The sequence below is a fragment of the Oerskovia sp. 140933 genome (assembly GCF_059651515.1).
The window spans coordinates 116,771-142,389 of the sequence record NZ_JAMXIO010000006.1 but is presented as its reverse complement, the minus strand read 5'-3'; the positions used below and the strand labels follow the sequence as shown (position 1 = coordinate 142,389).

At 74.0% G+C, this 25,619-nt stretch carries 24 protein-coding genes; 18 read left to right on the top strand and 6 right to left on the bottom strand.

Annotation, left to right across the window (positions count from 1 at the left end):
* Positions 1-1,426: DUF7927 domain-containing protein (locus NHG27_RS05530; protein WP_497015023.1), on the top strand; the 1,426-nt coding region annotated here is incomplete at its 5' end.
* A 60-nt stretch (positions 1,427-1,486) separates the two neighbouring features.
* Here the strand turns inward: NHG27_RS05530 and NHG27_RS05525 are convergent.
* Both NHG27_RS05525 and NHG27_RS05520 read right to left on the bottom strand, forming a co-directional pair.
* On the bottom strand, positions 1,487-2,803 hold the full coding sequence (locus NHG27_RS05525; protein ID WP_497015022.1) for an AI-2E family transporter: 1,317 nt from the start codon (positions 2,801-2,803) through the stop codon (positions 1,487-1,489).
* A 102-nt stretch (positions 2,804-2,905) separates the two neighbouring features.
* Entirely contained in the window at positions 2,906-4,132 is a 1,227-nt protein-coding gene (locus NHG27_RS05520) for a cation:proton antiporter (RefSeq protein WP_193719164.1), read from the bottom strand.
* Positions 4,133-4,304: 172 nt separating this feature from the next.
* Between NHG27_RS05520 and NHG27_RS05515 the strand changes: the two genes are divergently transcribed.
* Genes NHG27_RS05515 through NHG27_RS05500 form a run of 4 tightly spaced genes read left to right on the top strand, consistent with a single transcriptional unit; the run spans position 4,305 to position 6,088 of the window.
* Positions 4,305-4,730 (top strand): DUF7144 family membrane protein, encoded by a 426-nt coding sequence (locus tag NHG27_RS05515; RefSeq protein WP_193719163.1) that lies wholly within the window; start codon positions 4,305-4,307, stop codon positions 4,728-4,730.
* 59 nt (positions 4,731-4,789) lie between these two features.
* Positions 4,790-5,218: a DUF6325 family protein gene (locus tag NHG27_RS05510; protein ID WP_193719162.1), complete on the top strand. Its 429-nt coding sequence runs from the start codon at positions 4,790-4,792 to the stop codon at positions 5,216-5,218.
* A gap of 39 nt (positions 5,219-5,257) precedes the next feature.
* Positions 5,258-5,569 carry an SHOCT domain-containing protein gene (locus NHG27_RS05505; protein ID WP_497015021.1) on the top strand — a complete coding sequence of 104 codons (312 nt, stop codon included), beginning with the start codon at positions 5,258-5,260 and terminating at the stop codon, positions 5,567-5,569.
* Positions 5,570-5,605: 36 nt separating this feature from the next.
* Positions 5,606-6,088 carry a DUF1269 domain-containing protein gene (locus NHG27_RS05500; protein ID WP_193719160.1) on the top strand — a complete coding sequence of 161 codons (483 nt, stop codon included), beginning with the start codon at positions 5,606-5,608 and terminating at the stop codon, positions 6,086-6,088.
* Between the two features lie 72 nt (positions 6,089-6,160).
* On the opposite strand, the gene NHG27_RS05495 is transcribed toward NHG27_RS05500, so the two are convergent.
* Complete coding sequence (locus NHG27_RS05495) at positions 6,161-7,174, bottom strand: sigma-70 family RNA polymerase sigma factor (RefSeq protein ID WP_497015020.1); 1,014 nt, start codon at positions 7,172-7,174, stop codon at positions 6,161-6,163.
* A gap of 66 nt (positions 7,175-7,240) precedes the next feature.
* Positions 7,241-9,406: a SpoIIE family protein phosphatase gene (locus NHG27_RS05490; RefSeq protein ID WP_497015019.1), complete on the bottom strand. Its 2,166-nt coding sequence runs from the start codon at positions 9,404-9,406 to the stop codon at positions 7,241-7,243.
* Between the two features lie 202 nt (positions 9,407-9,608).
* Between NHG27_RS05490 and NHG27_RS05485 the strand changes: the two genes are divergently transcribed.
* The 8 genes from NHG27_RS05485 (at position 9,609) to NHG27_RS05450 (ending at position 18,627) form a co-directional block, all read left to right on the top strand.
* A complete protein-coding gene (locus tag NHG27_RS05485) occupies positions 9,609-9,989 on the top strand; it encodes an SHOCT domain-containing protein (protein WP_193719157.1) in 381 nt (126 codons plus the stop codon).
* A gap of 132 nt (positions 9,990-10,121) precedes the next feature.
* Positions 10,122-11,261, top strand: coding sequence for a cell division protein ZapE (gene zapE, locus NHG27_RS05480; protein ID WP_321575307.1), 1,140 nt, complete (start codon positions 10,122-10,124; stop codon positions 11,259-11,261).
* Between the two features lie 93 nt (positions 11,262-11,354).
* Positions 11,355-11,939 carry a dienelactone hydrolase family protein gene (locus tag NHG27_RS05475; protein WP_193719156.1) on the top strand — a complete coding sequence of 195 codons (585 nt, stop codon included), beginning with the start codon at positions 11,355-11,357 and terminating at the stop codon, positions 11,937-11,939.
* Positions 11,940-12,000: 61 nt separating this feature from the next.
* Positions 12,001-14,649 carry a helix-turn-helix transcriptional regulator gene (locus NHG27_RS05470; RefSeq protein WP_321575306.1) on the top strand — a complete coding sequence of 883 codons (2,649 nt, stop codon included), beginning with the start codon at positions 12,001-12,003 and terminating at the stop codon, positions 14,647-14,649.
* Between the two features lie 161 nt (positions 14,650-14,810).
* The gene (locus NHG27_RS05465) at positions 14,811-14,972 is read left to right on the top strand and encodes a hypothetical protein (RefSeq protein ID WP_193719155.1); all 162 of its coding nucleotides are present in this window, start codon (positions 14,811-14,813) and stop codon (positions 14,970-14,972) included.
* The gene (locus tag NHG27_RS05460; protein WP_497015018.1) at positions 14,969-16,246 is read left to right on the top strand and encodes a glycosyltransferase family 2 protein; all 1,278 of its coding nucleotides are present in this window, start codon (positions 14,969-14,971) and stop codon (positions 16,244-16,246) included. Before NHG27_RS05465 ends, NHG27_RS05460 begins: the two co-directional genes overlap by 4 nt.
* 77 nt (positions 16,247-16,323) lie before the next feature.
* A complete protein-coding gene (locus tag NHG27_RS05455) occupies positions 16,324-17,208 on the top strand; it encodes a universal stress protein (RefSeq protein ID WP_497015017.1) in 885 nt (294 codons plus the stop codon).
* Positions 17,209-17,295: 87 nt separating this feature from the next.
* The gene (locus NHG27_RS05450) at positions 17,296-18,627 is read left to right on the top strand and encodes a hemolysin family protein (RefSeq protein WP_497015016.1); all 1,332 of its coding nucleotides are present in this window, start codon (positions 17,296-17,298) and stop codon (positions 18,625-18,627) included.
* Positions 18,628-18,663: 36 nt separating this feature from the next.
* Here NHG27_RS05450 and NHG27_RS05445 read toward each other — a convergent pair whose 3' ends face one another.
* Positions 18,664-19,071, bottom strand: a complete 408-nt coding sequence (locus NHG27_RS05445; protein ID WP_497015015.1) for an ArsR/SmtB family transcription factor — start codon at positions 19,069-19,071, stop codon at positions 18,664-18,666.
* Between the two features lie 101 nt (positions 19,072-19,172).
* Here NHG27_RS05445 and NHG27_RS05440 point away from each other — a divergent pair, with 101 nt between their 5' ends.
* The gene (locus NHG27_RS05440; protein ID WP_497015014.1) at positions 19,173-20,603 is read left to right on the top strand and encodes an NAD(P)-binding protein; all 1,431 of its coding nucleotides are present in this window, start codon (positions 19,173-19,175) and stop codon (positions 20,601-20,603) included.
* Positions 20,600-20,998 carry an arsenate-mycothiol transferase ArsC gene (locus NHG27_RS05435; RefSeq protein WP_193719149.1) on the top strand — a complete coding sequence of 133 codons (399 nt, stop codon included), beginning with the start codon at positions 20,600-20,602 and terminating at the stop codon, positions 20,996-20,998. The genes NHG27_RS05440 and NHG27_RS05435 overlap by 4 nt, the downstream gene beginning before the upstream one ends.
* A 121-nt stretch (positions 20,999-21,119) precedes the next feature.
* Here NHG27_RS05435 and NHG27_RS05430 read toward each other — a convergent pair whose 3' ends face one another.
* Positions 21,120-22,907: an AMP-binding protein gene (locus NHG27_RS05430; RefSeq protein WP_193719148.1), complete on the bottom strand. Its 1,788-nt coding sequence runs from the start codon at positions 22,905-22,907 to the stop codon at positions 21,120-21,122.
* A 137-nt stretch (positions 22,908-23,044) separates the two neighbouring features.
* On the opposite strand from NHG27_RS05430, the gene NHG27_RS05425 reads away from it, so the two are divergent.
* The 3 genes from NHG27_RS05425 to NHG27_RS05415 are packed head-to-tail and all read left to right on the top strand — an operon-like array spanning position 23,045 to position 25,538.
* Complete coding sequence (locus tag NHG27_RS05425; protein WP_497015013.1) at positions 23,045-23,692, top strand: hypothetical protein; 648 nt, start codon at positions 23,045-23,047, stop codon at positions 23,690-23,692.
* The gene (locus tag NHG27_RS05420) at positions 23,692-24,381 is read left to right on the top strand and encodes a SigE family RNA polymerase sigma factor (RefSeq protein WP_497015012.1); all 690 of its coding nucleotides are present in this window, start codon (positions 23,692-23,694) and stop codon (positions 24,379-24,381) included. Before NHG27_RS05425 ends, NHG27_RS05420 begins: the two co-directional genes overlap by 1 nt.
* The gene (locus tag NHG27_RS05415) at positions 24,378-25,538 is read left to right on the top strand and encodes a hypothetical protein (RefSeq protein WP_497015011.1); all 1,161 of its coding nucleotides are present in this window, start codon (positions 24,378-24,380) and stop codon (positions 25,536-25,538) included. The genes NHG27_RS05420 and NHG27_RS05415 overlap by 4 nt, the downstream gene beginning before the upstream one ends.
* Positions 25,539-25,619: the final 81 nt, after the last annotated feature.

Here is a 25,619-nt window from a genome sequence, read left to right as displayed (position 1 = left end):
CGGCTCGACGGTGAGCGTCGCACTGGGCGACGACGTCACCTGCACGATCCTCAACACCGCCCAGCAGCCCACGCTGACCCTCGTCAAGGAGGTCGTCAACGACGACGGGGGCTCGGCGGAACCCACCGACTGGACGCTCGAGGCCGACGGACCGACGCCGCTCAGCGGCGTGAGCGGTGACCCCGCGGTCACGGGCGCGGACGTCGAGGTCGGCGACTATGCGCTCTCCGAGACGGGCGGCCCGGCCGGGTACGAGGCGTCGGACTGGACGTGCGAGATCCCCGGTATCGACGGCGGAGCCGCCACGCCCGTGCCCGTGGCGGACGGGACGGTCCAGGTCGGCGTCGGGCAGACGGTCGTCTGCACGGTCGTCAACGACGACGTCCCGGCACCCTTCACGGTCGTCAAGTCGAGCGACCCGGGCAGCGGCGCGACCGTCCTGCCGGGCGACGTCATCACCTACACGGTGACCGCGACCAAGCTGGGCGAGGGCTTCGACCAGCAGGTCGTCGTCACGGACGACCTGTCCCAGGTGCTGAACAACGCGACCTTCGTCGAGGGAAGCATCGACGCGTCGTCCGGGGCGGCGTCGCTCGCCGGCACGACGTTGACCTGGAACATCGGGGACCTGGCCGACACCGAGACGATCACCTACCAGGTGCGCGTCGACGACGGCGCCTACGGGGTCACCCTGACCAACGTCGTCACGGCCCCCGGGGCCGAGCCGTGCGTCGAGCCCGTGGAGCCCACGGCCACCGACGAGGCGTCGCCGACGCCCGGCGTCGAGACCGAGGCCGCAGCGGTCGCGCTCGCGACGCCGGCAGCCACCGATCCCGCCGCAGCCGCCCTTGATCCCGCCGCCGCAGCCGTGGCCCTCGCGGCGGTCGACCCGGCGGAGGCCTGCCGGACGACGTCGCACCCGACCCCGGCGTGGACGCTCACCAAGTCGAGCGACCCCGCCTCGGGGACCAAGGTGGCACCGGGCAGCACCATCACCTACACCTTGAGCGTGACGAGCACGACCGACGCGGTCGTCACGGGGGCCGTCGTCACGGACGACCTGTCCAAGGTCCTCGCGTACGGTGCGCTCGTCGCGACGCCCGAGGGGGCGACGATCTCCGGGTCGACGCTCACGTGGGCGGTCCCCGACCTCACCGCGGCAGGGCAGACCGCGACGCTGACGTACCAGGTGCGGCTCGCGGCGAACGCCCGCGGGGTCACCGTCACCAACCTCGCGACCCCGGGACCGGGCGGCGGCTGCGTCGTCTGCACGACGACGCACGAGGTGCCGCTGGTCCCCGGCCCGCCGAGCTCGGGCGGGCTCGCGTTCACGGGGGCGAACGTCGCCGCGCTCGTCGCGGGGGCCGCGCTCCTGGTGCTCCTCGGGACGGTCCTGGTGAGGGCCCGTCGTCGGACGCAGGACTAGGAAGGGCGCAGGACCGGTACGGCCCGCCCTCCCGACCGGGAGGGCGGGCCGAACCGTGCGCTACTCGATGCCGTCGGCGTGACGTTCGTCGACGGTCCTCGCGGCGTCGCGGTCGGCCTTGCGGTTGGCCCGACGGCGTCGCGCGCGTGCGTCGTCGCCGTCGCCCTCGTCGTCCGGCCCGTCCGCGGGCGGCTGGCCGGGGTCGTGCAGCATGTGCGAGTCGACGAGCTCGTGCCGCTGGATGTAGGTGTTGGCGACGGCCTGGATGGTCGCGGCGATCGGGAGCGACAGGAAGGCCCCGAGCGGACCGAACACGGCCCCGAACGCGAGGACCACCACGAACGACACCGCGGGGTTCATCTCGAGCGCACGGGCCGAGACCTTGGGCGAGAAGTAGAGGTTCTCGAGCTGCTGGTAGGCCACGATGAAGATCAGGACGGCAAGGGCCTGAGGCAGCCCCTGCGAGGTCAGCGCGACGATCACGGGCAGCGCGCCGCCGATGTACGTCCCGATCGTCGGGACGAACTGGGACACGACGCCCACGAACACCGAGAGCGGCAGGGCGTAGTCGGTGCCGAGGATCAGCAGGAAGACGAACGTGAAGACGCTCGACAGTGCGGCGAGGACGATGCGCGAATTGATGAAGTCGGAAACCTTGACCTGAGTGATCTCCCAGAGCCGCAGGACCTCCTGCTGACGGTTCGGGGTCAGCCAGCGGCAGATCGCGACCCGGAAGCGGGGCCCCGCGGCGAGCAGGTAGTAGGTCACGAGCATGATCGTCAGGAACGCGAAGATCACGCCGATGATCGTCGAGCCGACGACGAGCGCGCCCGACGCGACGTCCCCGCCGAACTGGCTCAGGCCCTGCTCGAGCAGGCCGTCCGAGCTGAGGAGCTCGTCGGAGGTCGGCATGTCGACGTCGAAGCGCTCCGTGACGAAGGTGCGCACGGTCGCGTAGAGGTCGGGGATCGACTGGACGAGCTGGACGAGCTGCTGCACGAACAGGTTGCCGAACAGGGCGAAGACGCCCACGACGAGCACCAGGCCCCCGAGCAGCGCCGTCGCGGCGGCCGCGCCACGCCTCCACCCGTGCCGGACCAGCCAGACCACGATCGGCTCGAGCGCCAGCGCGATGAAGAACGCGATGAGGATGTTGACCCCGAGGCCCTCGAGCGTGCCGATCGCGTACCAGACGAAGATCCCGACGAAGACGGCGACGCCCGTCATGAAGAGCGCGCGGGGCAGCCACCGCGGCGGCTTGCGCGGGTCGTCGGGAGACAGCGCCAGGAAGTCCCGGGGGCGGTCGGGGTCGGCGCCCGGGGAGGGCTGCCCCGCGGGGGCGGCCGGCTCCGGGATGCTGCTCGCGTCGCTCGTCATGGGGTGAAACTAGCGAACGCCCGGGGGCGCGCGGTGGGCACACGCCGTCGGGCAGGGAGGTCCGCCGCGCAGCACCCGGCCGGACGGAGCCCTGCCGGGTGCTCAGCCGAACGCCCGGTCCTGCGCGACCGGGACCCCGTCCTCGTCCAGGTTCTCCGGGCCGGGCGAGCGCACGCCCAGGCGCCCTGCGACCCAGGGCCCCGTGAGCCCGTACACGACCGCCGTCAGCAGGATCACGCCGAACACCACGGGGACGAGCTGCTCGAACGGTTGACCGTCCTGCTCGAACCGCAGCGCGAACACCGACGCGGTCGACGCCGCGACGATCCCGCGCGGCGCCATCCACCCCACCATGACGCGTTCTCGGCTCGACAGGACGCTGCCCGTCGTCGCGACCGACGCGACGAGCGGGCGCAGGACCAGGACGAGCAGCGCGACGATCGCGAGCGTCGGCACCGCGTAGGCCGCGAGGGCGTCGAGGTCGACGCGCGCCGACAGCAGGATGAAGAGCGTGCCGATGAGGAGCAGGCCCACGTGGCTGCCGAACTCGTGCAGCGGCTCGATGCGAGCCCACCGCTGGTTGGCGAGGGCGATGCCGAGGGTGGTCGTCGCGAACAGCCCCGCCTCGTCGTGGAACGCCTCGGCGACCGCGTACGTCGCGAGCGCCGTCGCGAACGCGAGCGACACCTCGGTCGCCGCCGGGACCCTGCCCCACCGGACCGCAGCGACGTAGGCCGCAGCGGCCACGACGCCGGTCAGCGCACCCGAGACCGCCGTCATGCCCAGGTTCACCGGGGCCGCGTGCAGCGCGACGTTCGCCATCGCGAGCGCGACCGTCGCGCCGATCGGGTCGATGAAGATCCCCTCGAACGCGAGCACCGACTCGAGCGGCTGCTTGGGCCGGATGACCGCGAGCAACGGCCCGACGACCGTCGGCCCGGACACGATGAGGATGGCCCCGATCACCGCCGCCCGGGACAGCGGCAGGTCGAGGACCCACCAGCAGATCAGGGTCGCCCCCGCCCCGGTGAGGACCGCCCCGAGCGTCACGAGCAGCGCGACCGGTCGGCGCGCGCCGCCCCGGAGCCGCGCCATGTCGAGCTTGAGGGACTCCTCGAACAGCAGGAGACCGACCGCCATCGACACGAGCGGGAACAGCTCGTCGCCCAGCAGGGCGTCCGGGTCGACGAGCCCCGTCACCGGGCCGAACACCAGCCCCAGCACGAGGAGCAGCAGGATCGAGGGCACCTTGAGCGCCTTCGCGGCGACCTGCCCGACCACCCCGAGCACGACGACCAGCGCGATCCCGCCCGTGAACCCGAGTTCCATGGACCCATAGTGGCGCCGGGGGGCCTCTCGCGCAGCGGATGCCGTGACGGGCAACCGGTGCCACGATCAGGGGGAGCGGGGCGTCCGAGGTCGCGCCGGGACCGGCAGACCCGGACCCGGGGGGAGCGCGACCACCGGTGACGTCCCCCGGCTACGTGGGCAAGGAGGCACCATGGCGCGGTCGTCGCAGGTCACCGGATGGGTCGGGTGGGTGTGGTTCGCTGGCATCGTCCTGGTCACGCTCGGGCTGTTCAACGCGATCAGCGGCATGGTCGCCGCGTTCTCCCCCGAGAAGCTCGTCGGGCTGGGGGAGCAGGGGATCGTGGTCCTCGACGTGTCGACCTGGGGATGGGTGCACCTCGTCGTCGGGGTGCTGCTCGTGATCGTGGGCTTCGCGCTCCTCGCCGGGCGCGGCTGGGCGCGGCTCGTCGCGATCGTGCTCGTCGTGCTCAACGTCCTGACCCAGTTCGTCGCCCTGCCGGCGAGCCCGTGGTGGTCGGTCGTCACGATCGTCCTGGGGATCTTCGTGCTGTGGGCCCTGGTCGTCCACGGCGACGAGGCGGCGCGGGCGTCGTCCTCCCCGTCGCCCCTCCCGTGACCGCTGTCGTGACGCTTCCCGTCCGCCCCGCACGTCCACACCCAGAACGGAGCACCACCATGGCCACGACCCCGCTCGGACCGGTCGAGTTCGTCGCGATCGCGTTCCCCACCGGACGGGTGCCCGACGGGGTGAAGGTCGCGATCGCGGACCTCCTCGGGTCCGACGTCGTGACGTTGCTCGACCTGACCGTGATCCGCAAGGGGCCGGGGGGCGAGATCGACGTGGTCGAGGTCGAGGACCTCGGGGACGAGCTCGACATCACCGAGACCCAGCTGGGGACGTCGGGCCTCGCCGGGCAGGAGGACATCGACGACGTCGCAGGGCACCTCGCACCGGGCACCTCCGCCCTGGTCCTGGTGGTCGAGCACACCTGGGCCCGGCAGTTCGTCGGCGCCGTGCGCGACGCCGGGGCGGCCGTGATCGCGCAGGAGCGCATCCCCGCCGACGTCGTCAACGAGATCGTGCAGCTCGCCGACGTCGGCTGAGCAGGCGCACCGCAGACCGCACGAGGAACGGAGCACACCATGCCGCTACGACGCGTCGGACGCCCAGGACTGCTGGGCACCGTGGCCCGCACGGCCGTGATCGCGGGGACCGCCTCGGCGACGGCCGGCGCCGTGCAACGCCACCAGCAGGGCAGGGCCGAGCATCAGTACGAGGCGCAGCAGCAGGCCGCGCAGGCCCAGGCCGCGCAGGGCGCTCCGCAGCAGCAGGCCGCGACGACGTCGGGCGGGGCGGATCTCCTGGACCAGCTCGAACGGCTCGGTCAGCTCCGCGCGAGCGGGGTGCTCGACGACGCCGAGTTCGCCCAGGCCAAGGCCAGGCTGCTCGCCTGACCGGGCGAGCCGACCCCACCACCCGAGAGGACAACGATGGCTACCTTCACCGTCTGGTCGTTCGATACCCCCGGAGGGGCCGAGGTCGCGTCCGGCGTCCTGCGGGACGCCGCGTCGGAGGGCCTCATCAAGATCGTCGATCGTGCGATCGTGAGCTGGCCCGAGGGGGCGGCCAAGCCCACGACGCGCCACACCCACGAGGACGAGTGGCGCGGGACCGGGTGGGGCGCCTTCTGGGGGCTGCTCTTCGGTGCGCTGTTCTTCGTGCCCGTGATCGGGGTCGCGGCCGGCGCCGCCCTCGGTGCGATCCACAAGTCCATGGAGGCCGTGGGGCTGAACAAGGACCAGCTCGACCGCATCCGTGCCCAGGTCACCGAGGGGACGTCGGCCCTGTTCGCCGTGACCGAGGACGGCAACCTGGATCGGGTGGGTGAGCGGTTCCACGGTCTGCACGGCGAGCTCGTCGCGACGAACCTCACCGACGAGGAGCGTCGCCTGCTGCTCGAGACCTTCGACTGACGGGACCGGCACGGCGGCGCGAGAAGGACGGGCCAGAGGTCCCGGTCCGCCCCTCGCGCGCTGTGCGCTCGGCTACGCGTCCAGGTGCAGCGGCAGGCCGAAGAGCGGGTACCAGGCCTCGACGTCGAGGAACGCGTTGATGCCCACGACCTTGCCGTCCGCGGTGTCGATCACCTGCAGGGCCCAGGCGTCGTACCCGCCGTCGGGCGAGATGCGGTACTGGCCGAACCCGAACGTGCCGTTGGCGCGCACGGGCACCATGCGTGAGCCGCGGCACTCGGCGCCCGGCCCCACCATCCACCGCTCGATCTGTACCGGGCCTTGCATCCACAGCGCGTACGGCGGCATGGAGAGCGTGGCCTCGTCGTGGAGCAGGGCCACGAGTGCGGGCATGTCGTAGCGCTCGAACGCGTCGAGGTACTTCTCGAGGAGCTCGTTCTTGTCCTCGTCCACGGCGGTCGTGGGCAGGTTGGCGCCGTCCGCCCCGGGGGCGGAACCGTAGTGGGCCTGCGCGGACAGCGTGGCCCGCGCGCGCTGGAGGGCGGAGTTCACGGACGGCACCGTCGTCTCCAGCAGCTCGGCCACCTCGCTCGCCTGCCAGCGCAGGACCTCCCGCAGGATGAGGACCGCGCGCTGCTTGGGCGGCAGGTACTGCAGGGCCGCGACGAACGCGAGGCGGATGGACTCGCGCCCGACCGCGACGTCCGCGGGGTCGCCGTCGCGGGGCAGCACGCGGTCGTCGGGCACGGGCTCGACCCACGTCTCCTCCGAGAGCTGCTCGCCCAGGTTGCGCTCCTCGGCCGACTGGGAGGCTCCGAGCCCCATGGGGCGCTCGCGGCGCTTGCGCTGCGCGATGTGGTCGAAGCAGACGTTCGTCGCGATCCGGTACAGCCAGGAGCGCAGCGCGGACCGCCCCTCGAAGCGGTCGTACGACCGCCAGGCCCGGACCATGGTGTCCTGGACCGCGTCGTCGGCCTCGTGGGAGGAGCCGAGCAGGCGGTAGCAGTAACCCGTGAGCTGGGACCGGTACTGGTCCAGCAGCTCCCCGAGGTCCTCGTCCGCGACGGTCGCTGTGCGTTCGCTCATGGTGTCCTCTCGTGGGCGCGCGGCGATGTGCGCCACCTCACACGCTATCGCGCACCGCCGACACCGTCACCGGGGGGCGGCGTCGGCCCTCGCGAGCTCGAACCAGACGGTCTTGCCCGGCCCACCCGTCGTCCTGTGCTCGACGAACCAGCGGTCGGCGAACCGGTCCAGGAACTGGATGCCTCGGCCACCTGTCTCGTGCGGTTCCGGCTCGTGGAGGGTCGGCTCGTCGGAGGACGCGTCCCGGACGCCGACCCGGACGAGCGTCGGCCACACCTCCACGACCGCCTCGAGCGGCCCCTGCGCGTGCTGGACCGCGTTGGTCAGGGTCTCGCTCGCGAGGAGCATGATGGTGCGGCGCTGGTCGCGGTTGATCCCGCAGCTCTCCAGGATGTCGTCGACCCAGCGCCGCGCGGGCGAGATCGCCGCGGTCGAGTGCTCGACGCCGCGGGACGTGCGGGTGGGGGTCGCGGGCGTCGGGTGCGAGTCGACGGCGGCCCGGACCCGGACCGCGAGGACCGCGATGTCGTCGCGCTGGTCGCTGCCGACCAGGCGCTGGACCAGGGCGTTCGGGAGGGCGAGGGTCGAGCCGTGACGCAGCGCCGCGAGGGCCTGCGACAGCCCGGCCAGGCGCGCGCTCTGGGCGACGCCGCGGCGTTCGATGAGCCCGTCGGTGTACAGCAGGAGGGTGTCGCCCGGCCCGAGGTGGGTCACGTGGTCGCTGCGGGGGGCGTTGGGGACGAAGCCGAGCATCATGTCCGGCCGGGTGTCGAGGATCTCGACCTTGCCGTCGGCGCGCAGGACCAGCGGGGGCGGGTGGCCCGCGTTGGACCACGACAGGTCGTAGAAGTCGCCCCGGCGGTCGAGGCGGACGACGACGGCGGTCCCGCTCGCGTGGAGCGAGAGCCCGGTGTTCGCGCGGTCGAGCTGGCGGAGCAGGGCCGACGGCGACTCGTCGTGGCTCCAGGCGAACGTGCGGAGCATCGAGCGCAGCTGCCCCATCTCCGCGGCGGCCCGCATGTCGTGCCCCGTCACGTCGCCGATCATGAGGACCGAGGCGTCCTCGTCGTGCACCACGGCGTCGTACCAGTCGCCCCCGACCTGGTCGGTGAGGGTCGCGGGCGAGTAGGTCGAGGCGAGCTCGAGGTGCGGGATGTCGGGCAACGCCGTCAGCATCGCCGCCTGGAGGGTCGTGGCCGCGTCGCGGCGCTCCTCGAGCAGCTTGACGCGTTCGAGGGCGTGCGCCACGAAGCCCGCGAGACCGGCCCGGGACAGCGACTCGTCGTCCGCGGCCTTGCCCTGCTCCCACCCGAGGAAGATGACCGCGAGCAGCGTCGTGCCCGAGAGCACGGGCAGCAGGGCCCGTGCGCCGACCGTGCTGTCGATCGTGTCCGTGACGTTCGGGAAGGCCGCGAGGATCTCGGCCTGGTCCCGGAAGAACAGCGCCTCCTGGGTGCGTGCCACGAACGACAGGACGCGGTCCTGGTCGTCGAGGCGTGCGTAGCGGTACGCGGGGGACAGGCCCGGCTCCAGGTGGTCCATGCTCGTGTAGGTCAGGCTCTTGCGCGACGGGTCGACGACCGCGAGCCCGGCGTACCGGGCCCCGATCGCGGAGGACGCGACGTAGGCGAGGGTCTCGCCCACGTCCTGGACGGAGGTCGCGTCGGCGAACGCCTCGCTGAGCATGAGGAGCAGGCGGTTGCGTCGTGTCGCCTGGATCGCGAGGTTCTGCATCCTCGTCGCGCGCTCGTGCGCGATGCGGAGCTGGAGCTCGGACGTGCACGCGGCGGTCAGGTCGGCGAGCGTCGCGAGGTCGGTCTCGGTCCAGTCGTGGGGGGCGTCGTCCATGGCGCACAGGGTCCCGACGACGCGCCCGCGCTGGTCGAAGATGGGGAAGCCCGCGTACGCGAGCACGCCGAACTCGGGGATCGACGGGTTGTCCCAGACCCTGGAGTCCTTGCGGGTGTCCGGCACGACGAGCGGCTCGCGGTCGTTCGTCACGTGCTGGCAGAACGAGTGCGTCAGGGGCATGCGCCGGCTGAGCTGGATGTCCTCGGGCATGCCATGGGCGCCGGGGTACACCTGTTCGTCCGACAGGACGAGGGAGACGGCTGCGGTGGGCACGCCGAGCTGGCGCATGGCCAGCCGGGCGAAGCGGTCGAAGGACTCGTCGGCTGTCGGGGTCCCGAGACCTGCCTCGACCAGCTCGAAGATCGCCTGGGCCTCGGTCACCGCCCCAGTATGGCCTGCGGACCGCGGTCCGTCATGGGGAAGGCCGGGGTGAATCGGGAGGGAGGGGGTGAGGTCCTCGCATCCCGGACGCTTCCGCAGGAACCCGCCCGTTTCGGCGCGCGCTTCGTGACGTGCGTCACTAGCCTGACATCAGCGTCTCGCGCTCGCGAGCGCCGGACAGCTCGTCGAACGGGGCTTCACCATGGACTTCTGGGACTTCTTCTGGCTTCTGATCTGGTGGTTCGTCTTCATCGCGTACCTGATGCTGCTCTTCCAGATCCTCACCGACCTGTTCCGCGACCACAAGCTCAGCGGCTGGTGGAAGGCGCTGTGGATCGTCGGGTTGGTCTTCGTCCCGTTCCTCACGGCGCTGATCTACATCATCGCCCGCGGCAAGGGCATGACGGAGCGGCACATCGCGGCCGCCAACGCCGCCAAGGCGCAGGCCGACTCCTACATCCGTGAGGTCGCGACGGGCGGGCAGTCGCCGACCGACCAGATCGCGACGGCCAAGGCTCTCCTGGACGCGGGCACGATCACGCCCGAGGAGTTCGCGACGCTCAAGGCCAAGGCGCTCGCCTGACGTCGCCCTGTCGCCCCGGACCCTGCTCGAGCGGGGCCGGGGCGGCAGGTCCGACGGCGGCGACCACCGGTCCCGGCGCCGCACCTCGGGGCGTGCGGCCGGCCCGCGCGGGCCTCGCGTACCCTCGGTCGGGTGGACGCGGCACGGACGATCGAGGACGGCGTCGACCCGTCCGGCCAGGTGACCCCGGTCGTCGGCCGCCGCTCGGCCGGCACGGTGCGCGACGCCGTCGGGCAGGACGCCGCACGGCGAGGGTTCTCCCTCGACCCCGGGCAGGAACCAGCCGTGGGAGCGCTCGACGCGCTCGCCGCACGGCTCGACGGACCCACCCCGGACGGGCTGACGGGCCTGTACCTGTGGGGCCCGGTGGGGCGCGGGAAGACCTGGCTCATGGACGTGTTCCACGCGGCGGTCGCCCGGCCCGGTGACCGGGACGGCTCGTCGGTCCGTGTCCACTTCCACGACTTCCTGCGGCGCCTGCACGGCGAACGCTTCCACCGCGGGTCGGTCGACGCCGCGCTCGACGCGATCGTCGGCGGGGCCCGGCTCGTGTGCTTCGACGAGTTCCACGTGCACGACGCGGGCGACGCGATGCTCGTCGCACGGGCCGTCCGCGCCCTCGACGAGCGCGGCGTGCGGGTCGTGCTGACGTCGAACTACCCGCCGTCGGGCCTCCTGCCGGGCCCGGCCTACCACCACCTGTTCGTCCCGACGATCGACCTGCTCACGGACCGGCTCGACGTCGTCGAGATCGGTGGGGACCGGGACCACCGCCGCTCGGCGGCCGGCGAGGACGTGGCGGGCTTCCGCGCCGGGGCCTTCGTGTGGCCCGCGAGCGACGCCCGGCTCGCGGCGGCGGGGCTCGACCGACCGTCGTCCGCCGAGACGACGACCGTGCGCATCGGCTCGCGCGAGCACCCGGTGCTCGCCGTGCGGGAGGAGGGGGAGGGCACCGTGTGGCTCGGGTTCGAGCACTGGTGCGCTGGACGCACCGCGGTCTCCGACGTCCTGCACCTCGCCGAGCGCTTCGGGACCGTGGTGCTCGACGGCGTCGCGGCCCTGGGGGCCGAGGCCCCCGACACCGGGCAACGGTTCGCGAACCTCGTCGACGTGCTGTGCGACCGCGACGTGCCGCTGCACGTCCTGGCCCACCAGGACCCGGAGGAGACCCTGCGCCGGCACGGGGAGGAAGGGATCGCGCTCGACGTCGAGCGCACCGCGAGCCGCCTCGCCCTGCTGCGTCGCCTGGGGCCGGTGGCCACCGGGCGGTGACGCGCCCGGCCTCGTGCGCAGCGCCGCGGCGCGGCCTGCGCGATGATCGAGGAGGCGGCGCCGCCCGGGAGCCCCGCGACCGGAAGGACCCCCATGGCTGAGGTACTGCTCTTCCACCACTCGCTCGGGCTGACCCCCGGCGTCGAGGCGTTCGCGGAGACCCTGCGCGAGGCCGGGAACGTCGTGCACCTGCCGGACCTCTACGAGGGCCGGACGTTCCCCGACATCGAGAGCGGCATGGCCTACGTCCAGGAGATCGGGTTCGACACGATCCTGACCCGCGGCGCCTCGGTCGCGGACGGGCTGCCCGAGGACCTCGTGCTCGCCGGGTTCTCGCTCGGGGTCCTGCCCGCCCAGATGCTCGCCCAGACCCGTGAGGGGGCGCAGGGCGCGCTGCTGTTCTCCTCGTGCGTGCCCACGTCCGAGTTCGGTGACGGGTGGCCGCTGGGCGTCCCGGTGCAGGTCCACGGCATGGACGCCGACCCGATCTTCGTCGACGAGGGGGACCTCGACGCGGCGCGCGCCCTCGTCCAGGCCGCCCCCGGCGAGGCCGAGCTGTTCCTCTACCCGGGCGACCGGCACCTGTTCGCCGACGCGAGCCTGCCGTCGTACGACGAGCACGCGGCGCGCCTGCTCACCGAACGGGTGATCCGTTTCCTCGACGGGATCCGGGCCTGAGCGTCACCGGCTCGCGGACCCCGCGGAGGCGGGGCCGGGCCCTGCTCCCTAGGGTGGGGCGATGAGCGTTCCCACGCCTCGCGTGCCGATCCTCGACCTCGTCGGCGAGGCGATCGCTGCCGGGACGTCCGTGACGGTCGTCGGGCTGCCGGGGTCCGGCCGCTCGACGCTCCTCGCGCAGGTGCGCGACGCCGCGGACGACGACGGGTGGACCGTCGTCCCCGTGCGCGGGGTCGGCGGGCGGGGCGACCGCCCGCTCGAGTCCCTCGTCCTCGCCGGTCTCGTCACCGCACCCGCGGGACCGCTGGGCACGCTGGCCGCGGCTGTCGACGGCGTGACCCGTGCCGCGGGAAGCGGCAGGACGCTGTTCCTGCTCGACGACGTGGACGCCCTGGACGACGCGTCGGCGGCGGTCGTCGCGACGGTCGTCGCGCGTCGGGGGGCGAGCGTCGTGGCGACCCTGCAGCCCCCGTTCCCCGGCGCCCGCTCGGTCGAGCGCGTGCTCGCGGGGCGCGACGCGACCGTGCTGTGGATTCCCGTCCTGCCGTTCGAGGAGGTCCACAGGGTGGCGTCCGAGGCGCTCGGGGGCCAGGTGGACTCGGACGTCGCGGGTCGGGTCTACGCGCTGTCGGGCGGCCTGCCCGGTGTCGCCCGGTCCGTCGTGCTCGAGGCGCGTCGCTCGGGGTACCTGACGGAGGAGTCGGGTCGATGGGTCGCGCGGCGTGACCTGTGGACCCCTGCGCTGGCCGTGGTGGTCGGGCGCCTGCTCGACGGGCTGGGGGACGACGAGCGCGACGGGCTGGGGATCCTCGCGACGCTCGGACCGGCCGAGGTGGGGACGGTGCGCCGGCTGGTGCCGTGGCCGGTCGTCGTCGCCCTCGACGACCACGGGCTCGTGCGCCTCGTCGAGGAGGAGGACCGCTCGCTCGTCGTGCTCTTCCCGCCGCTGCTCGCCGAGCACCTCCGCCACACCGGCCACGGCGCGAGGGGGCTCCAGGCCCTGGACGCGATCGGTGCGGCCCTGGGCGCCGACGACGAGGCGGCCGCGATGGTCGGGCGGCCACCTCTCGGGTCGCCCATGCGGTGGTCGTCGTCGCCCGAGTCCGCTGCGATCCTGGGTCGCATCCTGCGGGAGCGGGCCGCGACGCACCTCCTGGTCACCCGGGAGGCATGGCGCCGCGACCCGACGAGCCGCAACACCGTGCTGTACCTGGACGCCCTGCTGGTCGACGGGGCCCCTGCGGAGCAGATCCGCGAGGTCCTCGACGAGGTGCGTCGCCACGAGGCGTCCGAGCCGGCCGCGTACGTCGTGTTCGTGCGGGCCTGGGAGGCCGGGTACCTGGCGCTCGTGCTCCACGAACCGGCGCGCGCCCTGGCCCTGCTGGCGGAGCTCGCGGGCACCGACGAGGGGCGCGAGGCGCTGCTCTTCGACGCGATCGCCCAGCACGTCCGCCTCGTCGTGGGCACGGGCGGCCCGGCCGACGAGCCGGACCGCGCCCCCGGCGCGGCCTCCGGGGTCCGGGGTCTCCCGCGGACGGACCCGGACGTCCCGCGACCGGTGGACGACGGCCTCGTCCCCACCCAGGGCGGGATCCTGGTCCAGGCCGACGACGTCGCGCGGCTCGTGCGCGGCGAGTCGCTCCTCGCGCAGGGTCGGGTGGTCGACGCCTGGCACGAGCTCGCCGGGGTGTCGCTGCCCGAGACGTCGCCGCGCCAGGACGCCGCGTCGCTCGTCCCCCAGGCGCAGCTGCTCTCCGGGGAGGTCGTCGCGGCGACCGACCGGGCCATGCGCCTCTTCGACGAGGCCCGCGGGACGCTCGAGCAGAGCATGATCGAACCGCACGGCTACGTGGTCGCCCTGGGCCTGTTCCTCCAGGGGCGGTTCACGAGCCTGCGCGACCACCTGACGAGCGTGTTCGCGATCAGCGCGCCGGCCCCCCTGCGACCGACCACGAGGGCGGGACTGCTGACGCTGGCGGCCGGGCTGTCCTTCCTGGAGGGCAACGTCCCGAGCGCGAGGTCGCTCGTCTCGCAGCTCGGGTCGATGCGCCTCCGGGGAGCCTTCACCCCGCTCGCCCGCGCGGCAGCACCGCAGGCGGTGCTCGACCTCGTCGCGGGCACCGGACCGCGCGAGGCCACGCGGGCGGCGTGGGACGAGGTCTCCTCCTTCATGGACGAGGGGTACGTCCTGCCGGCCGTCTTCGACGGCGCGCTGCTCGTCGACATCTGGCCCGACCAGGTCCGGGCCGCACGGCTCGCCGACCTCGCGCTCGCCGCGCAGGGGACCGTGCTCCCTGCCCTCGGCCGCTATCTCCTGGCCTCGGCCGAGCGGTCGCCCGACGCGCTCCTGCGGTCGGTCGACGACCTGGACGACCAGCGGCTCGTCTTCTACGCCACGCGCGCCCACACGTCGGCCATCAGGCTGCTGCGCGAGCGCGGGCAGAGCGCCCGGGCCACGGCCGAGTCCGCCCGGCTGCGCGCCACGGCCGAGCAGGTGGGGGACGAGCTGGGCCTGCTGGTCGCGACGACCGTCACGTCGGGCCTCACGCCCCGCGAGGCCGAGGTGGCTCGGCTCGTCGCCGGCGGGATGAGCAACCGGGAGGTGGCCGAGCGCCTCGTGGTGAGCGAGCGGACGGTCGACAACCACGTCTACCGGATCTTCCGCAAGCTCGGCGTCAGCTCGCGCGACGAGATCGGGCGCTGGCTCTAGACCCGTCGCGGGGTACCCAGCAGGTCCGCCCTCGGGCCGCGCGGGCGGGACCGCGGTGCTCAGGTCCTCCCGTGCGGATGCTCAGGTCCTGCCGGACCCCGGCTGAGTGCTGCCGGTGCCCCGGCACGGTGGTTCCACCGACGAAAGAGAGAGGTGGAACCATGTACCAGCTCGGTACGACCCAGGCGGGCGCCGCACTGGCCACGACGGGTGCCGTGGCGACCGGATTCTCGGTGGTGGGGGCCTGGACGCTGCTCGTGGCAGGCCTGGCGCTCGTCACGACCGCGCGCGTGCTGCGCAGGCGGCACGCCGCCCAGCGATGACGGCCGCGGCCGTGCGCCGGGTCGTCGCCGTGGTCCCCGCGCACGACGAGGCCGAGGCGCTGCCCGGGACGCTGGCGTCGTTGCGGGCGCAGACGCGCCCGGTCGACCGGGTGCTGGTCGTGTCCGACAACAGCACCGACCGGACGGTCGAGGTCGCGCGCTCGCTCGGCGCGGACGTCCTGGAGACGCTGGGCAACACGGGCCGCAAGGCGGGGGCGCTCAACCAGGCGCTCGAGGTCGTGGACGCCGAGAACGTCCTGGTCCTCGACGCCGACACGTCGATCGCCCCGACCTTCGTCGAGGAGGGCCTCGCGCTGCTCGACCAGGACCCCGCGCTGGGGGCCGTCGGGGGAGTCTTCCGGGGCACCCCGCCCCGCTCGTTGCTGGAGCAGCTCCAGTCGAACGAGTACGAGAGGTACGCGGTGCAGATCGACACCACCGGGCGGACCGCGGTCCTGACCGGGACTGCGGCCCTGATCCGGACCGAGGCGCTCGCGGACGTCGCCCGCCACCGCGGGGGGCGGCTCCCGGGGCCGCCGGGAGCGGTGTACGACCCGGGCGCGATCACCGAGGACTCCGAGCTGACGCTCGCGCTGCGCACGCTCGGGTACGGGCTCGCGTCGCCGCTGAGCATGTCGTGCACGACCGAGCTCATGCCGACCGCCCGGGACCTGCACCGCCAGCGGGTGCGCTGGTACAAGGGGATGCTGGACAACCTGCGCGGCTACGGGTTCACGCGGGTCACGGCGCGGTACGTCGGGCAGCAGGTCATGCTGCTGGTCGGAGCGCTCATGCTCGCGAGCCTCGTCGTCCTCACGGCGGTCACGGTCGCGACGGGGACGTTCGGGGTCGTGCCCTTCTGGCTCGGGGTGGGGGCCGTGCTCGTCGCCGAACGCCTGGTGACGGTGTGGCGCAACGGGCCGAGGGCGCGGTTCCTCGCCGCCCTCGTGCTGCCCGAGCTCGCCTACGACCTGTTCCTGCAGGCCGCCTACGTGCGGGCCTGCCTCCTGACGCTCACCGGCCGCGACGTCCGGTGGAACCACGTGCGGCCGGACCCCTCGCCCGACGACGACCGGCCCGAGCCCGGCGGCGGTCTCGCACCGGACTGGGACCGCGAGCTGGACCGGGCGGTCGCCCTGGCCCGTCTGGAGCAGGTCAGGGCCCTCCGGTCGGCCCCCCTGCGCACGGTCACCCTCCGCCGCGCACCGCACGAGGGGTCGGGGCGCGTGCCGGCGGCCCTCGTGGGGTCGTCCCGCGCAGACCGGGGCGCGTGAGCCGGTGGGAGCACCGGGAGCACGCCCTCGAGCACCGCACGACAGGGCAGCGCTGCTGCCGGAGGAGGAGAGAAGAGATGACCGCCAGCCCGGTCGTCGTCGGGATCGACGGATCGAGCACGAGCCGCGAGGCTCTCGTGTGGGCCGCGCACGAGGCACGCCTGCGGGGCGCGCCCCTGCGCGCGGTCCACGCACGTCCGAGACCGGACTACGACCCGATCCTCGCGGGAGCGAGCTGCCTCTCCCCGGTCCCGCTCGTCGAGGAGGGCGCCGACGTCGCGCTCGGGACGGCCGTCGACCTGGTGCAGGACCTCGATCCCGAGCTGCCCGTCGAAGGCAGCGTCTGCCTGGGAGCGGCGGCGTCGGTCCTGCTGGACGAGGCCGAGGCGGGGGCCGGTCTCCTCGTGGTGGGCTCGCGCGGGCTGGGGGCGTTCGACTCGCTCTTCCTCGGGTCCGTCAGCACGCACCTGGCCGCCCGGTCCCCGGCCCCGGTGGTCGTGGTCCCACCGCGGACGCCGTTCTCGGTGGACGGGCCGGTCGTCGTCGGGGTCGACGGCGCGGCGCACTCCGCGGCGGCCGTCCGCGAAGGGGCTCGTGAGGCGGCGGCCCGCGAGGTTCCGCTCGACCTCGTCGTGGCGCACACCGTGCCGACCGACACCCTGGTGAACCCGCTCTCGCCGCCCTCGGACCTGCGCTCGGCGAGCCAGGAGCACGCCCGCCGCGTCGCCGAGGAGGCGGCACGGGCGGCCCGCGCGGCCGGGGCGGAGGTCGACGTGCGGACACACGTCGTCGAGGGCCCCGCCGCACAGGCCGTCGCCCAGGTGGCGGGCACCGCGGCCTCGCTCGTCGCGGTCGGCGCCAGGGGGCACGGGCGGGTGCTGGGCCCCGTCCTCGGGTCGGTCAGCCAGTCGGTCCTGCACCACGCACGGTGGCCCGTCCTGGTCGCACGCGCCGGGCGCTGAGCCGCGCCCGGCCGGGGGCTGCGGGAACCGTCGGTCAGCGCCTCTCGTTGACCGGTACGACGGACCCGCGACCTGGGGAGAAGGCCGATGGACTCTGGAACCTGGCTCAACATCGGGCTCGTCCTGGTGTTCGTGCTGGTCGGCGGCGTCTTCGCCGGGACCGAGTTCGCCCTGGTCTCGTTGCGCGACTCGCAGATCGACCAGCTCGAGCAGCGCGGACCGAGGGGCGCGCGCGTCGCGGGGGTGGCCCGCGACCCGAACCGCTTCCTGGCCGCGGTGCAGATCGGTGTGACGGTGGCCGGCTTCCTGTCGGCGGCGTACGGTGCCTCGACGCTGGCACCGGACTTCGTGCCGGCGCTCGAGTCGCTGGGGCTGCCGACCGGCCTCGCGGAGACGGTCTCGCTCGTGGCGCTGACGCTCGTCATCTCGTACCTGTCGCTCGTCCTGGGCGAGCTCGTGCCCAAGCGCATCGCCCTGCAGCGGTCCGCGCGGTTCGCGCTCGTCGTCGGGCCTCCGCTCGACCGCTTCGCGACGGCGATGCGCCCGGTGATCTGGCTGCTCTCGCGCTCCACCGACCTGGTGGTGCGCCTGCTCGGCGGGAACCCGACGGCGCGCAGCGAGGCGATGACGGAGGAGGAGCTGCGGGACCTGGTGATCGCGCACGAGGCGCTTCCGGAGGACGAGCGCCGCATCCTGACGGACGTCTTCTCCGCGGCGAAGCGATCGGTCGTGGAGGTCATGCGGCCGCGGGGCGAGGTGGTGTTCCTGCCGGCGGACCTGACCTTGCCGGAGGCGGCCGCGATCGTGCGCTCGCAGCCGTACTCGCGGTACCCGGTGACGGACGAGGACTTCGACGACGTCGTGGGGTTCCTGCACGTCCGTGACCTGCTGGGGGTGCCGGGCGGCAGCACGGACGAGCCGACGACCGGCCCGGCCCGGCGGGCCACGGTGCGCGACGTGGCCAGGACCGTGCTCGAGCTGCCGGGGACGAACGAGCTGCTGCCCTCGCTCGCGCTCATGCGCCGCACGGGCGTGCACCTCGCGATCGTCGTGGACGAGTACGGGGGGACGGACGGCATCGTCACGCTCGAGGACCTGGTCGAGGAGCTCGTGGGAGACATCCGGGACGAGTACGACCCGGCGCGCACCCCGCTCGCGGAGGGGGCGTACGACGCAGGTCTCACGATCGAGGCCTTCGCGGAGGCGAGCGGCATCCGGCTCGACGACGGCCCCTACGAGACCGTGGCGGGGTACGTCATCGCGCGGCTGGGGCGTCTCGGTGCCGTGGGCGACGTCGTCGACGTCGCCGGGCACCGCCTGACCGTGACGGCCGTCGAGGACCGCCGGATCCGGCGTGTCGCGGTCTCGCGCCTGGCCGACGTCCCTGCGGACGGCCAGGGGCCCGACGGCGGGCGCTGACCCGGACGGGCGGCTCGCCGCGCGGGTCGCGACCGGTCAGCGCGGGGTGCCGGCCGCCGGGGCGGTGGAGGCGGACCGGTCGGACGCGAGATCCACGAGGCCGCGGGCGACGTCCTGGGCGGCTCCCGGGACCAGCCCGTAGTAGGCCCAGACCCCTCGCTTCTCGCGGTGCAGCAGGCCGGCGTCGACGAGGATCTTGAGGTGGTGGCTCACGGTCGGCTGGCTCAGGCCCACGGGGTCGACGAGGTCGCAGACGCAGGCCTCGCCGCTCGGTGAGGCGGCGACGATCGTGAGCAGCCTGAGGCGGGTCGGGTCGGCGAGCGCCTTGAAGCTCCGGGCGAGGGCCTCGGCGTCGGGCGTCGTGCTCGGGGGGATCCCTGCGGCCGCGGCGTCGCTCGGGGCGCAGCACGTGGTGGCGCGGGGCGCGGGCAGGACGGTCGTCATGGCCCCATCGTGACACGCATCGACAATCTTCGATACATTCAGACATCGAAGGCTGTCGATCCCTGCGAGCCGCGCGGCGGGTCACCCGAGGAAGGAACGCCATGCCAGGTCACGAGGAGCTGCCCGTCGTCGTCGTGGGGGCAGGGCCCGTCGGACTCGCCGCCGCCGCCCACCTGCTCGAGCGCGGCATCGAACCGCTCGTCCTGGAGGCGGGGGACCGGGCGGGCGCGGCCGTCGCAGCATGGGGGCACGTGCGCCTGTTCTCCCCGTGGCGCTACGACGTCGACGCCGCCGCGCGCCGCCTGCTCGACGCCTCGGGGTGGACCGCCCCGGACCCCGACGGGCTCCCCACAGGCGCCGAGCTCGTCGAACACTACCTGGCACCGCTCGCCGCGACCCCGCAGATCGCGTCCCGCCTGCGGACGTCGTCGCGCGTCGTCGGGATCTCGCGAGAGGGCGCGGACAAGACGCGCTCGCTCGGTCGCGAACGCCTCCCGTACTCGGTCCGCGTCCAGGGGCCCGACGGCGCCACGCACCACGTGCGCGCCCGCGCGGTCCTCGACGCGTCCGGCACGTGGGGGCAGCCGAACCCGGTCGGGACGGGCGGGCTGCCCGCGATCGGTGAGCCCGAGGCCGCGGCCGTGACCGGACCGCTGCCCGACGTCCTGGGCGCCGACCGCGAGCGGTTCGCGGGCCGGCGGACGCTCGTCGTCGGCATGGGGCACTCGGCCGCGAACACGCTGCTGAGCCTGGTCGAGCTCGCCCGCGACGAGCCCGGCACCCGCATCGCCTGGGCCGTCCGCGGCGGATCGCCACGGCGCCTCTACGGCGGCGGAGCCGACGACCAGCTGCCCGCCCGAGGACTCCTGGGGACCCGCCTGCGCGAGGCGGTCGAGTCAGGGCTCGTCACGCTCCTGACCCGCACCTCGATCGAGCGGATCGACCCCGTCGCGCCCGGCGCGGAGCCCGTCCGGGTGCAGGGAGCCACGCGGGACGGGGTGCTCGACCTCGAGGTCGACACGATCGTCGGGGCGACCGGGTTCCGCCCCGACCTGGACGTGCTGCGCGAGGTCCGGCTCGACCTGGACCCGGTGGTCGAGTCCCCGCGGGCGCTCGCGGACCTGATCGACCCGAACCACCACTCGTGCGGGACCGTCCCGCCGCACGGCGAGGCCCTGCTCGCGCACCCCGACACGGGCTTCTACGTCGTGGGCATGAAGAGCTACGGCCGCGCCCCGACGTTCCTGCTCGCGACGGGCTACGAACAGGTGCGCTCGATCGCCGCGGCCCTGGCCGGTGACCGCGAGTCGGCGGACCTGGTCCAGCTCGACCTGCCCGCGACCGGGGTCTGCTCGACCGACCTCGTGCTCGACCCCGGGTCCGGCGAGGCGGCCGAGGTCTCGTGCTGCGGCACGTCCCCGGCGGCACCGGAGCCCGTGCTCGTCGCGTTCGGCGCCCCCGCCGCCAGCCTGGGACTCGCGACCGGGACCGCCCACGGCCGGTCGGCCGACGAGCAGGAGGACCCCCGATGAGCGCGCCCCGATCCGTCCTGTTCGTGTGCGTGAAGAACGGCGGCAAGTCCCAGATGGCCGCGGGCCTGGCGCGGCAGGTCGCGCCCGACGTCCACGTCGACTCCGCCGGGACCGCCCCGGGCTCGAGCCTCAACGCGCTCTCGGTCGAGGCCCTCGCCGAGGTCGGCGTCGACCTCTCCGGCGAGCAGCCCAAGCCGCTCACCCCGGAGCTCGTGGCGCGCGCCGACGTGGTGGTCGTCCTGGGCCGGGACGCGCAGGTGGCGACCGACGACGGGACGCCCGTCGTGGTCTGGGACACCGACGAGCCGTCGCTGCGCGGCATCGAGGGCATGGAGCGCATGCGGCTGGTGCGCGACGACATCGCGGCGCACGTGCGGGAGCTGCTCGCCCCCTGACCCCGGCGACCTGCGCCCCGTCGGACCCGTGACAGGACCTGTGCCCGTCGGACCCGTGACAGGGCACGAGGCCCCTCCCGGGTTCCGGGAGGGGCCTCGCGACGTGCTGGGACGGGACGGGTCAGGCGGTCGGTGCCGCGCCCCCGGTCGGGTGCCCCGGGCCGTCGCCGTCGGTCGGCTTGTGCAGCACGCTGTCGCGGACGACGCGGCGCAGCACCTTGCCGATCTGCGAGCGCGGCAGGTCGGGCACCACGAACAGGTGCTTGGGCAGGGCGTAGCGTGCGAGCTTCTGCTCGCCCCAGGCGCGCACGGCCGCGAGGTCGATCGGCAGACCGCCCGCCGGGTCGTGCTCCTCGTCGAGCACGACGGCCGCGGCCACGCGCTCGTCCGAGCCCTCGCCCGGCAGACCCACGACGGCCACGTCCCGGATGCCGGGCATGAGACGCAGGTGGTCCTCGACCTGCGACGGGTAGATCTTGAACCCACCGGTGATGATCATCTCCTTGATGCGGTCGACGAGCGTGACCACGCCGTCCGCGTCCACTGTCACGACGTCGCCGGTGCGCAGCCAGCCGCCGTCGAGGAGCTGGTGGGCCGTCTCCTCAGGGCGGTTCCAGTACCCCTGGAAGACCTGCGGGCCGCTGATGAGGAGCTCGCCGCGGACCGTGCCGTCCTCGTCCGGGACGGCGTCCTGCGTCGGGTCGTCCTGGTCGACGACGCGGATGTCGGTGCTCGGGAAGGGCAGGCCCAGCGTGCCGGGGCGCCGGTCGGCCGACACGGGGTTGCCGAGCGCGACGGGCGACGTCTCCGTCATGCCGTAGCCCTCGATGAGCAGGCCGCCGGTCGTCTCCTCCCAGGTGCGCGCCGTCGTCGGGCTGATGGGCATGGCGCCCGCGAAGGCGAGGCGGATCGAGTGCAGGTCCACCGGCTTGCCCGCCTTGCGGGCCGTGGCGGCGGCGGCCGAGATGCGGTCGAACATGGGCGCGACGCCCGGCAGGAACGTCGCGGGGCGACGCTTCTGCGCGGCCAGGACCGAGTCGGCGTCGAACTTGGGGAACGCGACGAGTGTCGCGCCGATCCGCACGCCCAGGGTCAGGCAGAACGTGAGCCCGAACGCGTGGAAGAACGGCAGGACGCCGTAGATGGTCTCCTCGCCCTCGCGGAACGACGCCCACGCCTGGCCCTGCACGGTGTTCGCGACGAGGTTGCGGTGCGTCAGGACCGCGCCCTTGGGCGTGCCCGTGGTGCCGCCCGTGTACTGGAGGAGCGCGACGTCGTCGGCCGTGGGCTGGGGGGTCGACGGGTCGAGCGGTCCGGCGCTCGCGACGAGCCGGTGCCAGTCCGGGACGCCCGCGGACGCCGGGCCGCGCAGCGCGGACTTGAGGGTGCGGGCCGTCTTGACGGGCAGGTGCAGCGCGACGCGCTTGACGAGCGGCAGGTCACGGACGACGTCGACCGACACGACCGTGCGCAGCTCGGTCCCGGCCTTCGCGGCGAGGACCGTGGGGACGGCCTTCTGCCACACGAGCGCGACCGTCGCGCCCGAGTCCGCGAGCTGGTGGGCCAGCTCGTCGGCCGAGTAGGTGGGGTTGTGCTCGACGACCACGGCACCCAGCCGCAGCACGGCGTTGAACGCGACGACGTGCGACGAGCTGTTGGGCATGACGAGCGCGACCCGGTCGCCGCTGCGCACGCCGAGGGCGGACAGGGCGCTCGCGGCGCGGTCCACCTGCTCGGCGAGCCGCGCGTACGTGGTCGTGGCGCCGAAGAAGTCGACCGCGACCCGGTCGGGCCAGCGGGCAGCTGCTCGGGCGAGCGCCGCGGTGACGGGCTCGTCGGGGACGTCGACGGTCGCGGGAACCCCTGGGGAGTACCGACTCAGCCAGGGCTGCTTTGCCAAGGTGTTCACTACTACACCGTAACCTACGGATGCGTAGGTTATGTGTGTGGTGCGTGCGGAGAGGCTCGACGAAACCTGGGAGAGAACTGGTCGCCACCCGGAGGGAACCTCTGCGCCGCCCGCTGCGTGTTCCGATCGTGACGACGATGCACCGGCCGCGACCGACCGACCCCCGGGCAGCTCCCCCGGCAGCCAGGGGCGGGCTGCGGGACGCCCTGCGCAGGGCGTCGACCGGTGAGGTCGCCGCCGCCGGGATCCTGGGCACGTCGCTCCTGGTCCTCGCCCTGGCCTGGCTCCTGCCGCGCCCCGGGCCGGCCGTGGTCGTCGGCCTCGCCGCAGGAGGCGTCTGCGCCATCATGGCGTGGTGGCACCTCGCGCCCCGGCGGGCGGCGGTGAGCGGGGCGCACATCGTCCTGACCGACGACGACAGGGGATGGCTCGTGACCCGCAGGCCGCTGGGGATGCTCCTCCTGGACGGCTCGTGCCTCCCGGCCGGCGGGCAGCGGCGCGCTCTCGCCGAGAGGGTGGTCCGGGCCCACGTCACCGGCGCGGCAGGCCGGGTCGAGTCGCTCGCGCTGCTCGACCGGCTCGTCGCGGTCGAGCGGCTCTCGGACAGCCGCTCCCTCGGCGCCCACCGGCGGGACGGCCTCACGCCCGAGCGGCAGGCCCTCCTGGTCCGGCACGCCCACGACGCCCTGGTCCGCGACGTCGAGCTCGTCGAGACCCGGCGCTCACCGCGCCCGCGCGCCGTCGTCCCGCCGCTCCGCTGCGTCGCCGCACGACGGGAGCCCTGATGGCCCTCGTCCTGCCGCTCGTCGGCGCAGACTCCTTCCCGGGACCCGGCAGCACCACGCTCGGCACCGTCCCTCCCGACGACGCCGCGTCGGACCGCTTCGACGCGGAGTTCGACGACCACCGGGCCGCCGAGCACCCCGGGATGCTGCACGCGACGAGGAACGCCGAGTTCACGGCCTTCATGGCGCGGGCCGTCGACCCCCTCCACCGCATGGCCTACCTCCTGAGCGGCGACCAGCACCGCGCCGAGGAGCTCACGCAGCAGACGTTCGAACGGACCTACCGGGCCTGGTCCCGAGCCCGTGACGGCGACCCGCTGGTCTACGCACGGCGCATCCTCGCCAACCTGCGCATCGACTCGTGGCGACGGACGCGGCGCGAGGTGCTGGCAGGACCCGAGGACCTCCAGCAGCACGCCGAGGAGCTCGTCAGGGTCCCGGCCGGCCGCCGCGGCGGGCCGGCTCCCAGCGCCGTCGACGACCGCGACCTGGTCGTCCGGGCCCTCCTCCAGCTCCCCCTCAAGCAGCGCCGCGTCGTGGTCATGCGGCACCTGCTGGACCTGTCGGAGGCCGAGGTGTCGGCAGAGCTCGGCATGCCCGTCGGCACCGTCAAGTCGACCACGTCCCGGGCGCTCGCCCGGCTCCGCGCCATCCTCGACGACCCCTCCACGAAGGGCGAAACCTCATGACCGGTCCTCAGGACGACGACCTGTTCGACCGGCTGCACGCCGCGGCGGACGCGGTACCGCCCTCGACGCTCGACCTTCCGGTGGTCCTGCTGACCAGCAGACGCAAGTCGACCGTGCGACGCGCCGTCGCGGGCGCCGCCGCGGTCACGGCCGTGGCCGTCCTCGGCGTCGCGGTCACGAGCGGGGTCCCCGGCGACCTCGCCCGGAACCTCGTCCCCGCGGCCTCCTACCGGGCCCTGAGCACCGAGATCGTGCACGAGAAGGTCGCCCCGGAGGTCACGGCGGTCTCCGAGGCCGCGACCTACGAGCGCCCGGACGGGACGATCGTCCTGGACACGGGGATCGGGACCGGTGCGGACGGCGATCGGTTCATGGTCGTCGCGTCGGTCGAGCTCACGGCCGGGGCACCCTTGCAGATGCCCGTCGACCCGACCCTGGACCGCTCGGACCCCGACTACATCCAGGAGATGGCCGCCCTCGGGTACGCCCCGATGGAGGATCCGCACGTCCAGGTCGTCGTGGGGGACGAGGCGGAGCTCGAGCGCCTGCGCGGCGGGGGGACGCCGACCACGGTCGTCCTCGACGACGTGGCGGGCATGTCGACGATCACGCTCGCGACGGGGACGCAGCTCCTGCTGGGACTCGTCGAGCCGAGCGGCGGGTGGTCCGAGCGGGTCACCTACCTCTCGACCTGGGAGCCGATCCCCGGACCCGACGGCGGCCAGGTCACCTCCGTGGCCGTGCCGACCCTGCCGTTCGTGGGGGAGGACGTCGAGATGTACGTCGTGCGCTCCGACGTCCCCGGCGACAGACCGCCCTTCCGGGCCGCGCTGCAGGTCTCGAGCTCCACCTGGAACGTCGCGGCGTGCAGCGCAGAGGACCCCGGTTGCGCATCGACCTACGACCCGCAGACGGGCGACGTCGTCCGCTCGACCGGCACGACCGACCGCCGGTTCGTGTCGCCCGAGGACAGCGTGATGCTCGAGCTGAGCCGGCTCCCGACGGCGGCGGAGCCGGACGTCATGGCGTTCTGCCTCGGCCTCCGAGGCGAGGCCGTGCCCCGGGGGGCGAACGGGAACGCCCTCCCTGAGGACCTCGGCGTCGATCCCGACGCCTGGCGGCGCTGCCTGCTCGACGTCTCGTTCTCGCGCGCCTGACCGTCGGTGAACCGGGGCGCGTCCGGGCGACCCTGGCGCACCAGGTGGGCCCCGACCTCCCGGGTCGGGCCTCCTGGGTCG